This window comes from Marinicrinis sediminis (genome assembly GCF_042685085.1).
In the GTDB taxonomy this organism is placed as follows: Bacteria; Bacillota; Bacilli; order Paenibacillales; family KCTC-33676; genus Marinicrinis; species Marinicrinis sediminis.
Genome location: NZ_JBHUMM010000037.1, coordinates 146,469 through 159,756 on the forward strand (window position 1 = coordinate 146,469; position 13,288 = coordinate 159,756).

The following is a 13,288-nucleotide window of genomic DNA, read 5'->3' on the forward strand; positions in this document are numbered from 1 at the left end:
TCACGAATCGGAGCCTTTATTTGGCTGATCCTTATCATTGGCCTTGCCAAATGATGTTCGCATATCTGTATCAGCTTCAAGGTTCTGCAAATTCAGATAGTCCATGACGCCAATCCGACCTTCGCGAAGCGCATCCGCCATCGCCAAAGGAACTTGCGATTCAGCTTCGACGACCTTGGCTCTCATCTCCGATACTTTTGCTTTCATCTCCTGCTCATAGGCTACCGCCATCGCTCTGCGCTCTTCCGCTTTTGCCTGGGCAATTTGCTTGTCAGCCTCGGCTTGATCAGTCTGCAATTGAGCGCCGATGTTACGGCCTACATCGACGTCCGCAATATCAATCGATAAAATCTCAAACGCCGTACCGGAATCGAGTCCTTTCTGAAGCACCATCTTGGAAATGATGTCAGGATTTTCGAGAACCGCCTTGTGATTGTCCGCAGAACCGACTGTTGTAACGATCCCTTCACCGACACGGGCAATGATGGTTTCCTCTCCGGCACCCCCGACCAAACGATCGATGTTGGCCCGTACAGTCACCCGGGCGCGAACCTTCACTTCAATACCATCCTTCGCGACAGCTGCCACGATCGGCGTTTCAATGACACGCGGATTGACACTCATCTGTACGGCCTGCAACACATCTCGCCCTGCCAGATCAATCGCAGCAGCACGCTCAAAAATCAGATCAATATTCGCCCGCTGTGCTGCAATCAGTGCATTCACCACGCGGTCGACGTTCCCACCAGCCAGATAGTGACTTTCCAGTTGGTTGATCGTTAGCCCCAAGCCCGCCTTCGTGGCCTTGATCAACGGATTGACAATCCGGCTTGGAATAACCCTTCTCAAACGCATGGCGACCAGAGTAATGATGCCTACTCTGACACCGGATGCAATCGCGGACACCCAGAGCATAACCGGGAAAAAGCTGAAAAACAGAGCCAGGAAAACGATCCCCAAACCGACCAATACCAACACGATAAATCCTTCCATACCCATCGACACACCTTTCCTGTTTCATCTATTCCTAATTTGATATAGCTGTTGCACAGCTTGACGGAGATGACCGAACCTTTACGCTTGATCCGAAATCAGCTCAACCACCACTCGTGTCCCTTCTACTTGAATGACGCGAATGGCACTTCCTTCGTCAATGTAACCGCCACTGGATACCACATCGGTTCGTACACCATTGATGATGGCCACACCAGATGGCCTCAGATCTGACAGAGCTTTTCCTTCAACATGCAGCAGATGCTTTCGGTCCATCTGCGAAACGTATCCGTTTTGGGACTGCAACTCATCACGCAAAATGAACCGGTTCCAAATGCCTTTGTGTTTGAAAATACGAATCATCACCGCCAGGAAAATCACGGCAGCCACTGCTGCAATCCCGAGTGATACAAAGGCCTGACCCGTATCATACGCAGCAAATACAACGCCTGTCATCAGACTCACCACCCCTGAAGTACCGAGAATTCCGAAGCTGGGGATGAACATTTCCGCAATCAGCAGGACGACGCCGACCGCAAACAGCACAATGTGCTCCAAACCTGCAAAGCCTGCCACCATATTACCGAAGAAATACAGACCAAACGCAAGCAGTCCCGCAATACCGGGGATGCCAAATCCAGGTATCAGCAATTCCATGACTACACCCGCCAGCCCGATAAACAGGAGCAGTGTAGCGATGATCGGACTCGTAATCCAGGTGGCAAGCTGTTCGAAGAAGGTCAACTCCAGTTCCACAATCTGACTCTCATCGGCTTGCAGCCAATCCAGCACCTGATCCATTGTGCTTGCCTTAGCCTCAGCAAAACCCACCTGCTGAGCCTGTTCAGCCGAGAAAGCAATCAGTTCGCCCTTTTCGAACGTTTTGTCAATCTCCGGCACTTCCACCACCAGCTGATCATCTACCATACCTGCCGCATAGAGTGGATTCCGGCCACTGTGCTCGGCAGCCGCTCTCATGAAGGCCACCCAGGCTGAAATCACCTTGGAATCCTCTACCCGGTTTCCTGCTCCATCTACGACCGCAGCGGCGCCAATCGTCGATCCGGGAGACATCACGATCTGGTCCGCATTCAAAGACAAATAACTGCCTGCGGAAAGCGCCTTTCCTTCTACATAAGCCAGCGTGGGGATATCGCTTTCCCGAATCAACTGGCCAATTTCAATGGCTGAATCCACCCTGCCGCCAAACGTATTCACGCGCAGAATAATCTGATCGGCTCCCGCATTCTTTGCTTCCTTGAAGGATCGTTCCAGGAAGCTCTGCAATCCCTGCTCGATCGTATTCTCAACCGGAATCATATAAATGAGTTTCGGCTTGTTCCCTTCCGTACGATCTGACGTCTGATCCGCAGCCTCCATGCTGGTCGGCAGCAGAAAGCTGAGACAAAGCAGTATCCCTATACCGATTGCCAGCAAACGTCTGGCCGGCCCATCATGAAGCTTGTTTCTATGATTCAATTGTGTCACCCCCTCACCCTATGTATATGAGCATTTGACAAGGTCCTCAAGCGCTTACACTTCCCTTATAAATATAGCACTTCCTGACCGACAATACCATTTTGAGGAGATTTTTTCGACATACATGAAATAAGCCTCTCCACTGTGCAGAGAGGCGAGATTGGCCTGATGACTGCTCACTCCTTGATGGACGTAAAGCTTGCATCATAAAGACGAAACATCGTTTTGTATCCCGATTCATCTACCTTGATCCCCACATCCAACGTCCCTTTGACAGACAACGCTCCGGACGTGAACCGCAAAGATTCATCAGCAGGTACAAATACGATCATAATTTTGTTCCAGTATGTTTCATCCCCGTTGTCAAACGGGCATTCCGCTCCTGGCTCGGGAATGAGCAGAAACCAGTTGTCTGCAAGAGACAGCACCTCTCCCATATATCCTCTGATTTCAACCTGTTTGCCGGACAAGTTCCAAAAGCGTTCCGACGGCGTTGTCTGGTCTCCATGGTCAAAAAATCCATCCCACAACAGTCGATTGCCGTCTTGGCGTGCAGGTTTGCTGGAGGAAGGAGCAGAAGTCTGATGGCTCTTGCCCGCAATCGCTGGTTTTTCGGAAGTCTTGGACACTTCCTCCTTGGGTTGTTCGGTCGCCTCATTTCGGGCCTGTTTAGTCGCACTATTCTGGGATGGCTCTAGCGTATCATGAGGGCTCCCCCTTGTCTTCATTTCCCCGCTTGGGTTCTCATCCGTTGACTTGTCTGTTTCTTCATCCGTTGACTTGTATCTTTCCTGATCCATTTCCTTGTTCGTCTGCTTGTCTGTTTCCGCTGCTATTTCCTTATCCGTTTGCTTGTCTGCAACCTCGATGGACTTCGCTTCGTCATACGGACTGTGCAACGCCCGAGTCTCTGTAGATGAGCTGGACCCGGTTTGATTCGCTTGCGCTTGCTCTGCCTGCCCCTCAGACCTCTCAGAGGTTTCCGCGACAGACGAAGAAGGTGCAGCGGCGGAAAATGATTCACCGCTGGCCTGCTCATTGCCATTTCCGCATGCGGACAACATGCCAGCCAATAGGATTATACACAACGTAACACCACCCGTCTCATGCCATCGTTTCATTCCAATTCCCTCCTGTACTTATGAACGAAACAATTTTAATGGATCGACTCGGAAGGCTGTCCAGGCCGGCCCCAGGGAAGACACAAGGCCAATCAGGATAGTCCCTGTCAATAGTTGCAGCTCAGCTGCTGAAAAGGACCACGGCTGCACCTGAAATCCGCTATAGGCAAATATCCAGTCTGACACGATATCGCTGCCCGCATGCCCGGCTGCAACCCCTGCAACCATTCCTGCAACCGTCAGACACAATCCTTCTCCAATCAGAATCAGACAGACATAGCGATTGGACTTGCCCACCAGCCGGAGAAGACCGACATCCCGTTTTCGTTCATGAACCGCGGCTAGCAACGACAACAGGATCGAAATGGCAGCGAGCAAAACACAAGGAATCAGTAAAAAAGTCAAACCCTGGCTTCCTTTGTCCACTAGATTGACCACATCTGCGATCGCCTTACTGGCATAGACAGCCTGCACCCCCACCAGTGCATCATATGTCAGCTTCAGTTGTTGCAAATCGGTCAGGGAAGACGGCTCGATCAGGATGGCCGTCACTTCACGCTCGGATTCTTCAAGCCCATGAACGGCCCAAGCATAATCCAGTGTGGTAAACAGCACGCGATCATCCGCGGTGCCTAGTCTGGGCAAGATGCCCACAATTTCATAGACAAAGGCATCATGTTCGTCGTGGACTTCAGCTCCATGGGCATTCGATTCCAATTCCCCTTCATGATGTTCATCAGAGTCTTTATCATGATGTTCGCCCTGCTTCTCGTGACCGTCCGCTTGCAGATGGTTGTCTTCGAGAACATGACCATCCTCACTCGCATGCACAATGCCATGCCCACCGACAAAACGGTCTCCAATCTCCAGCTTCAGCGCCTCCGCTACCGCATAACCGATGACCACCTCACCTGTTCGGGTATATAAACGGCCTTCCTGCAGTTGCTGCTCTCCATACCTGACAGGAAAATATGGGGCATCTATCCCGACAATGGGATAGCCATTCAGATTGTCACCGGTCGTGATCGCCAGAACATGCTTCGCTTCCGGCTGAGCTTGTAGCTGTTCATAGAGCGATATATCTATATTTCCAGTTGGAACACCGGTATGATAGAACGTATTGAGCACAAGTTGGGTCTCACTTCCATCGGCTCCGATCACCAGTTCAAAGGGACCGTATCCCTTTTTGGCCCCTTCCTCCATCCCCTGATAAGTCAAAATGAGAAAGACGATCAAGGCCACCGTCATGGCCACCGATCCAACAGTCAGGATGGACAACGCTTTGCGGTGCATGACCTGTCGCCAAATCAGGGAACATGCATTCATGGTGCCACCCCCACCTTTTGCCTGTCATGTAAGTCTGGATGACTCTGTTGATTCGGAATTTGTTCAATGGGATGAGCAGCTAGCACCTGATTAATCTCCTGCATGTGCAGCATTTTGGGAAACCGGGTAGCGAGCTCCAGATCATGAGTGGCACAGATCAGGGTTGCGCCTGTCTGATTGGCTAGTTCAAGCAAAAGGGACATGGTTTCTCTGGCAGATGACACGTCAAGACTTCCGGTTGGCTCATCAGCCAAAATCAGTTCTGGACAGTTGATCAGAGCTCGGGCAATGGCGACTCTCTGCTGCTGTCCCCGGGAGAGTTGATCGGGACGATGATGCATCCGATCCTGCAAGCCGATTCGCTCAAACAAAGCATTCAGTTTTTCTTGCTTTTGTTTGCGGCTATACTTGCCCGCCATGACCAGTTCTACATTTTGCCTGGCAGTCAGAGCAGACAGCAGATGGAAATCCTGCATCACATACCCCATTCGAGTTGCTCTTAATTGATCCCGTTTTGCCATTTTCCACAAATGAATCGGTTCCCCCATCACGACCACAGAGCCAGTGTCAATTGACAATATTCCGCTTAGGACATGAAGCAGCGTACTCTTCCCGCTCCCGCTCGCACCCAGCAGAGCCATTTGTTCCCCCTTCTGCACCTTCCATTGCGGTATATCCAAAATGGACAGTGCCCGCCCTTCCATCCGATAGCTTATTTTCACCTTTTCCAGTTTAATCACGATTTATCACACCTCACGGCAACGGAGAACAGGAGATTTCGTGATCCCCTGTTCTCCGTTTGACTTGTATTTGCTTTCCGCTCGACCAGCTAGACGTCCTATTCACCGACAGCGTCGATTAGGAGGCGCTCAGAGAGTGCATCCCACTTCATTTCCATCCCGCTCAGCAAATTGAAAGCTTCTATCGACAAGTACAAGGTGCCGCGATCTAATTCCGCTGTCCACGCTTCTCGCTGTTCATTCGCTCCCACTTGCAAGGTTTCGATCTCCACCCTCAGCATCTGGTCCTCCTTCATCAAGGACACCGTTTTCTCTTCCGCATCGAAACCCAGCTCAATATCCAGCGCTTCTGCGAGCGCTCTGGCCGGATAGAGCACCTCATTGGTGCGATTCATCTTGAATTTCGGATACATATACTTCTGCTGCAGCTTCCGGGTTGCAGCATCGAGATCCAGTCCAAGCACTTCAGCGCCAGACTTGGCAATATCCGTATTGTCAATCTGTCCACGTACAAGATCCGCAATGGGGCCGTATGCCCATACCCCAACATCTACACCAGAATGACCATGTCCGGACCATCCGACTAGCAAACGCTTGGAGATAACGGCATTATAACCGCCCTCCCGGCCATAGGAAGTACCGTCACCGTCCATGATGAACTGTACTTCCACGTTACTTAAGTCCGTTATGCCCATATTATCGGCTACAATTTTGCGTATGTCTGCTGCTGTTTCAGCCCCGTTCAACGCCTTTCCAACGACTTCAGAAGACTGCCTGGCATCGTCCCACATCGCAATATTCAGCTCATAAATATTATCGCGAGACAGAGAGAGTCCACCCGTCTCATGGTCAGCGGTAATAACAACCGAAGTTTCTCCGTCTTCCTTGGCAAAATCCAGCGCCACTTTCACCGCCGCATCAAAGTCCAGCATCTCCTGCACCATGCCGGGGAAATCATTGGCATGTCCAGCATGATCGATCCGTCCGGCTTCAATCATCATGACAAATCCGTCCTCGTCCCTGGACAGAATGTCGATGGCCGTGTCAGTCAATTCTGCCAGGCTTGGCACGTCAGCGTCGCGATCCAATGTGTAGTCCATATGTGAATGTCCGAAGAATCCCAGCACTTTTTCCTCTGAACCTTCCAGAGCCATCAGTTCACTGCGACCACGAACAATTTCATAGCCTTTCGACTCGAATTCCGGAATCAGGTTTTTGTCCGAACGTTTCCCGCCCTCTTCCGAAGTCTTGAATTGACGCTCACCGCCTCCGAATAAAACATCCACGCCACTGTCTGCATATTGAGCAGCAATTGCATTTTCATTGCCTCGACTGCGAACATGTGACGCATATACCGCTGGCGTCGCGTGGGTAATACGGGCTGTCGATACAATTCCCGTGGCTTTTCCTTCCTCTTCTGCCGCTTCAATAATCGATGCATAAGGCTTGGCCACTTCTTCATTGGATACGGAAATCGCGCCGTTGTACGTTTTGTTTCCTGTAGCAAATGCGGTACCAGAAGAAGCAGAATCCGTCACGAGGCCGGACACGGTATTCCCGCCAGACTCCGAAGCGTCTGCAAACGTCGTCGAGTTGCCTACAAAAATCTCGTCCAGTGCCAGATAGGGCTTCTGATGAAAATAATGCTGATACATTCTGCCTGCGGTCACCTGTGCCGGACCCATGCCATCCCCGATCAGCACAATCAGGTTTTTGGAAGCTGGTGTGTTTTCCTGTGCTCCCACCGAATCAGCGGTCTGATTCACCGCTGGAATGAGAGACAGCGCCAACCCGGATACGAGCAAGCCTTTTACCCATTTCTTCATCACATTCATTCCCCTCCATCTATGTACTCGCTATTCATTGTAGTAGACATCGTTGATAGAAAGGTCAACACGATGTAAGAGGAAAGAAAAGATATTGTGAAGGCTTGGCTCTCTGCTATGAAAGGTTCATACAATTCCCCGAATCTCGGCAAGATCCGACACCTGGTGCGCTTTCATCCACGCTTCCAGCCCATCTCTCAGCTCTATCCCGGCACGCGGATTCACAAAATTATACGTCCCGATTTGTACGGCCGCCGCTCCTGCCATCGTAAATTCGATAATATCCTCAGCGGTCACGATCCCGCCCATGCCGATCACCGGAATACGGACTGCCTGTGCCGCCAAATGCACCAGTCGCAGTGCCAGCGGACGAATAGCGGGACCGGACATGCCTGCATACTTATGGTGAAAGACCGGCTTGCGGTTGTTGATGTCGATTTTCATGCCGGAAAAGGTGTTGATCAGGGAGATTGCGTCCGCCCCCTCTTCCTCACACATCACAGCCATTTCACCTATATCATGTGCGAGGGGAGACAGCTTGACGATCAGGGGCAATTGGGTCACTTGCCGCACCGCTCTGACTACGGTTCTCGCGGAGGCCGTTTCGATCCCGAACTGCATGCCTCCCTGCTTCACATTCGGACAGGAAATGTTCAGTTCAATCATGTCCACACTGCGAAAACGCGGAACAGGCGATACTGCGGACATTTTTTCGCGCTCATGTCTCGCATGCTCTTCCAGTTGGCTCGCGCCCTCCACATATTCCTCGATCGTGCCTCCACCCAGATTGACGATTTTTACCGTATCCACTTGTTGCAAGCTGTCCGTTTCATTCGTAATAAAGGAAGCGATTCCCGGATTTTCAAGCCCGATGCTATTCAATAGACCGGAGGGCGTTTCATAGAGTCGCACGCCCGGATTACCAACGCGCGGATGCAGGGTCAGGCCTTTTGTACAGAACCCGCCGAGTTCCTCCAGGGCATAGTAACGGCTGTATTCCTTGCCAAAGCCGTACGTACCGGAGGCCATAATAATCGGATTTTTGAAAGAAACGCCCGCGATATTACAAGACATAGAGATCATCGAAATCCACCTCCTCTGCCCGAAATACTGGACCATCTGTACACGCCTTGTACCTTCCCCCATCTGCGCGTACACCTGAGCAGCCTAGACAGGCGCCCACTCCGCACGCCATCCGCTTTTCAACGGAAACATGCAGGATCGCGTTCGTCCCTCTCACCTGCTGCCACAGTGCCTCCATCATGCCAGTCGGGCCACAGACGAACAGATGGTCACAACCCGCTATGTCCACGATGTCCACGACACTGCCACCCTGCTGAACATGCACATGCTCAGCGCCCAGTACCCTTTCAAAGGCATCCACCCGAAAGGGCGCATCCTGGAAACCGAGATAGGCTTCACAGCGGGTCCCTGCCCGTATCAGCTGCTTGGCTGCATAGAGCAACGGGGCTGTTCCCATACCGCCTCCGACCAGGCCTACCCGGCCGTTGACCTGAGGAAAACCTTTGCCATAAGGGCCTTCCAATTGCAATTCGTCCCCGATTCTCAGCTGTGACATGTTCGCTGTCCCTACTCCCCGTACCCGATATAAAAAGGTTATCCCATCCTCATGAACATCATGAATACTGATTGGTCTCGACAGCAAGGGGTAATCCGTCCAACCCCTGAGCATATAAAACTGGCCCATGTCACCCGCATAGCAGCCGGACACCTTGCAAAGAAACATATCTGCTGCCAGTTGTCGATTCTCTATGATGGTTCCCATTGTCCACGCCTCCTGTCCGAATTCGTTCTGCCACAGTCGACGCCAGCTAGCGTTCGTCTCCCATGTAATCAAGACTACTGTAATGCAACAGGGTGAAAAGAACTGCAACATTAATCACAAAAAAGACCGCCCCTCATCGTCCCGATGAGAAGCAGTCTTCACTTAGGCCCGTTTGGCTCGTGCCATTCTGTTCAGGATAAACCGAATTGCTGAAAGACATGCCGTTCAGGACGCTGGATGGCCTGACCCGTAATGGCTTCGAGCAGCACCAAATTCCGATAACAGCCAAGACCCAGATCCGGCGTGCCAATTCCGAAGCTGTGCAAGGCTCCGTTTTGAACGAAAATGCGATTTGGTATGTCGTTCTTCATTTGCAAGCGGAAGGAGGCATCCAGCTGATACCGGGACTGGCTATCCCAATCAATCTGTGCGCGAATTCCTTCCATAAAGTCTGGAATCCCGTGCCTATACCCCGTAGCACAGATGATGATGTCGGTGTCATGGGTAAACCGTGCTTCCTGCTCACGGTGAAAGCCATACAGACGATAGCGTCCAGCATGCGGTTCCATATGCGTGATTTCTATATTGGACAGCAAGCGAGTCGGAACCTGCTGCCCGCAAGCGGTGAGCTCATACAGCAGATCATAAATATCGGCAATCGTCTTGCTGCTGATCCCTTTATACATGAAATCCTGTTTGCTCAGCAGATCGTCCTTGACCTGCTGGGGCAGACGATGAAAATATTGCATGTAGTCTGGAGAAAAATGCTCCAGTCCAAGTTTGGAATATTCCATAGGCAGAAAGCCTTTGGAACGGGTCAGCCAGTCCAGACGATATCCATAGTCAGACTGTTCGGACAGCAGTTGAAGGTAAACCTCTGCCGCACTTTGACCGGAGCCTACCACGGTGATCGATTCAGCCTGTCTGCACGACTGCTGACGGTGCATAAACGCTGATGAATGGAAGATGCCTGCACCGTCTCCACCCGCACTAAGAAGTGCCTCAGGGATATGCGGTGTGCTCCCCACCCCGAGGACAATATGCCGGGTGCGATACGTTCTTTGCTCAACCGGAGAAACCGATGCAGTACCTGTTCTCTCGCCAGTCGGGGGGGACTGGTCGTCCGCGGCAGTTCCTTTCACCGTTACCTCATAACAGGTATCCTGTTCACCCTCGATCCAGCGAATATCGATCACCTGTTGACCGAATTGACAGCTGTCCAGCTGATCGGCTACCCATTTGCAATAATGGTTGTACTCCGCGCGCGGAATCAGAAACTTTTCCAGAAAATAAAAATGATACAACCGATTGTGAACATGCAAATAGTTTAAATAGCTGTAAGGACTGGTCGGATCGGCCATCGTGACCAGATCTGCAAAGAAAGGCACCTGCAAGGTCGTACCCTTCAGCAGCATCCCTTCATGCCAGGAAAAAGACGTCTTCTGCTCCAGAAACAAGGCATTCACATTTGTTTTTGTGTCCAGCAGGGCAGCAAGCCCCAGGTTGAAGGGGCCGATGCCGATGCCAATGACATCGAGAAGATTACATTCTTTACTTTCTTCCCTTTTTTCATGGATCGAAGCGTTCATGACTGATTGCCTCCTTCCAGCGCTGCTCGCCATGTATCACGCGTACAGAACATCAGCAATCCCTGTTTGTCTGGCAGCGCTACTTCGCGCTGCGGGACATAGCCGCATTTTTGAAAGATATGAATCATTTTATGATTGCGAACATCCGGCTCGGCGATCACCTTTTCTGTCGCTTCGTGCTGAAACAGTCTGGTGGTCATGTCTTGCAGCAAGGGTTGTGCATAGCCTTTCCCAAGGTAAGCAGGAGGGCCGATCAACAGATGGACCCCCTGATCCTCCGGATGAAAATCATAGCAACGACCGATGACATCATCCTTCACCCAGTACGTCTCAAAGTAACTCATCGGCACGCTGTCAACTGAACCGATGTGCAGCTGTTGATGCGGGTCTTGCAAGAAACGATCCAGATGCGCTTCATATTTTTCGATCGAAAGTGCCAGATTCCAGAACGGCACGACATGGGGTTCATGCATCCATTGGTGAAGCATGGTCAGATCCCGCTCCTTGCGGACGGGCTGGAAGGAAATTCGCTCCGCCAGCTCACTGCGCCAGACAGGAGGTTGCATATCAAGCATGTGGAACCGGCACCTCCTGCTTCAGCGGATTCGGAATTCGGACATAGACGGACTGGCTTTCCATCGGTCCGACCAATTCATCCATGTCATGTAGGCGGGTCAGCAAATTCGCTTTGCACGGCAACTGCTCATCATCCAGCAAGCTGGCAATCAGGCGGGAAGGCTCCCGATTTTCCGGGCGCAGCTTTTGCAGCTCTTCACGCAGCATGTCCAACAATTCTTCCTCGCGTATAAGACCGGCACTTCCGAACCCGTTCACCACACCGAACAGATTGTTCAGGAAGAAATAATATCGGAAGCGCTCATCTCCTACCGCATCCTCACAGGCCGTGTGGCTTTTCTCATCCAGTCCAGGTACCAGTGCTTTCAATCGCTCCAGGGTGGAGTGGCAATAATAATAGCCCTGATTATCCCGATAATAGAAATGGGACGGATAACCACCCTCGGACAGTTGCAGCAGACTGTTTTGCTGATGCGCTTCCAGAGCAATCCCGTACGTTAGAAACAGCCACATCATCGGTTTGAAAGACACATTCAGATAGGCCGCAAACCAGTCCCGGCTTACTGCTTCCGTTGATCTTCCTTCTTTCTGAGCCAACTGTTCAATAATCGTGCGTAGACGCGAATGATTGCCGGTAATGGGCTCCTGAAAAAGCGCTGCCAGCAGCGTAACCTGATTGCCTTTCTCACGCTGGAATGGATTATCTCGAAGCATCACCTCAAACCCGGATTCCTCCTGACCGGGGACTTCCACCGTCAGATAGGCCGGATCAAGCAAAATATCAAATGAAGGGTGCAGGCTTTTCATTTCTTTCCCGATCGGGCTGTTCATCATACGAGCGACTTCAACCCCTCTCTCCAGTTCTTTCATTTTGTTCAGACGCAAGGAATTGGTCACCTTGATTGGTGCAGAAAGCTTGAGCATCATACTGGCGTCGGGATGATAGACGGTACGCAGGGAAGAAGTCGGATAGTACGCTCTTCCCATTTGTCCCATATCCACCATCTTGCCTTCGGTGATCCACTGCTGCACGTAAGGCTTCTTTAACAGTTCCGCAGCCTGGATTGGATGGAGAGGCAGAATGACATAGCCTGGTTGCCGGACCTCCCGTTCAATTACTCCGGCTTCGATCTCCGGATCTTGTCGAAGTTCATCCAACACCCAGTCACTGGCACTTCTCGAACCTGCCGCATCCTGTTTCACAATCGATTCATGGACTTTCATATAGTGAAGTGGAAAGCTCCCCTTCAGCTCTGGCGCATAGACCGCCTGTTCAGCATCAGGTATGCCCTGACGACTCTTCGGCGTGGGATGCAGCAGATGACCAAGCACGAGTGCCTGCTCTGCCTGCAAATAATGCTGATCATAGCCATACAGCTCGTGTTCGTCTCCGCTTCGTCCCTGAATGAATTGAGACATCAACTGGCAGCTCTGAATGACACGGAGCATCAATTCATCCTGTTGACTGGCCCGGCTGCTGGACAAGGTCAGTTCCTTGGACAGCAGCGCCGTCAAGGTCACATAGTCCAGCTCCGTCACGGTATTTCCCTCTTCAGGGCGGACATGCATCGGGAATCCAAAACGATGTCTGCCTGTCCGCGATCGGTAGTATACCGGAGCCGTCATGATCAGGTTCAGATTAGGCAGAGGGCAAATCAGGACGGCCACAGCCTGATCATCCTGTTCATAACGTCTCCATTCCTCTCGATAATCGTCCATATAAACCTGATTCCGATCCAGCATTGTCGAGCCTTCTGTCTCCCGGACGTAACAGTTCAAGAAGCTTTGCATCGTTGCCTCTTCCGCTTTGTGCTTCAACATCAAATCTCTCCTTTGTTTGTCATGTAACAAG

At 51.5% G+C, this 13,288-nt stretch carries 11 protein-coding genes; all 11 read right to left on the reverse strand.

Annotated features, from left to right (window positions below; translation table 11 throughout):
- Nucleotides 1-993 carry a flotillin-like protein FloA gene (floA, locus tag ACFSUC_RS12490; protein ID WP_379929994.1) on the reverse strand — a complete coding sequence of 331 codons (993 nt, stop codon included), beginning with the start codon at nucleotides 991-993 and terminating at the stop codon, nucleotides 1-3.
- Between the two features lie 81 nt (nucleotides 994-1,074).
- Nucleotides 1,075-2,472 (reverse strand): NfeD family protein, encoded by a 1,398-nt coding sequence (locus tag ACFSUC_RS12495; RefSeq protein ID WP_379929951.1) that lies wholly within the window; start codon nucleotides 2,470-2,472, stop codon nucleotides 1,075-1,077.
- Nucleotides 2,473-2,648: 176 nt separating this feature from the next.
- Nucleotides 2,649-3,593, reverse strand: a complete 945-nt coding sequence (locus tag ACFSUC_RS12500; protein WP_379929952.1) for a hypothetical protein — start codon at nucleotides 3,591-3,593, stop codon at nucleotides 2,649-2,651.
- Between the two features lie 18 nt (nucleotides 3,594-3,611).
- Complete coding sequence (locus tag ACFSUC_RS12505; RefSeq protein ID WP_379929953.1) at nucleotides 3,612-4,919, reverse strand: ABC transporter permease; 1,308 nt, start codon at nucleotides 4,917-4,919, stop codon at nucleotides 3,612-3,614.
- Nucleotides 4,916-5,659, reverse strand: a complete 744-nt coding sequence (locus ACFSUC_RS12510) for an ABC transporter ATP-binding protein (RefSeq protein ID WP_379929954.1) — start codon at nucleotides 5,657-5,659, stop codon at nucleotides 4,916-4,918. The genes ACFSUC_RS12505 and ACFSUC_RS12510 overlap by 4 nt, the downstream gene beginning before the upstream one ends.
- Before the next feature lie 98 nt (nucleotides 5,660-5,757).
- A complete protein-coding gene (locus tag ACFSUC_RS12515) occupies nucleotides 5,758-7,485 on the reverse strand; it encodes an alkaline phosphatase (RefSeq protein ID WP_379929955.1) in 1,728 nt (575 codons plus the stop codon).
- Nucleotides 7,486-7,611: 126 nt separating this feature from the next.
- Nucleotides 7,612-8,568, reverse strand: coding sequence for a dihydroorotate dehydrogenase (locus ACFSUC_RS12520; RefSeq protein WP_379929956.1), 957 nt, complete (start codon nucleotides 8,566-8,568; stop codon nucleotides 7,612-7,614).
- A complete protein-coding gene (locus ACFSUC_RS12525) occupies nucleotides 8,549-9,271 on the reverse strand; it encodes a dihydroorotate dehydrogenase electron transfer subunit (RefSeq protein WP_379929957.1) in 723 nt (240 codons plus the stop codon). The genes ACFSUC_RS12520 and ACFSUC_RS12525 overlap by 20 nt, the downstream gene beginning before the upstream one ends.
- 191 nt (nucleotides 9,272-9,462) lie before the next feature.
- The gene (locus ACFSUC_RS12530) at nucleotides 9,463-10,860 is read right to left on the reverse strand and encodes a lysine N(6)-hydroxylase/L-ornithine N(5)-oxygenase family protein (RefSeq protein ID WP_379929958.1); all 1,398 of its coding nucleotides are present in this window, start codon (nucleotides 10,858-10,860) and stop codon (nucleotides 9,463-9,465) included.
- Complete coding sequence (locus tag ACFSUC_RS12535; protein ID WP_379929995.1) at nucleotides 10,857-11,399, reverse strand: GNAT family N-acetyltransferase; 543 nt, start codon at nucleotides 11,397-11,399, stop codon at nucleotides 10,857-10,859. The genes ACFSUC_RS12530 and ACFSUC_RS12535 overlap by 4 nt, the downstream gene beginning before the upstream one ends.
- 28 nt (nucleotides 11,400-11,427) lie before the next feature.
- On the reverse strand, nucleotides 11,428-13,257 hold the full coding sequence (locus ACFSUC_RS12540) for an IucA/IucC family protein (RefSeq protein WP_379929959.1): 1,830 nt from the start codon (nucleotides 13,255-13,257) through the stop codon (nucleotides 11,428-11,430).
- Nucleotides 13,258-13,288: the final 31 nt, after the last annotated feature.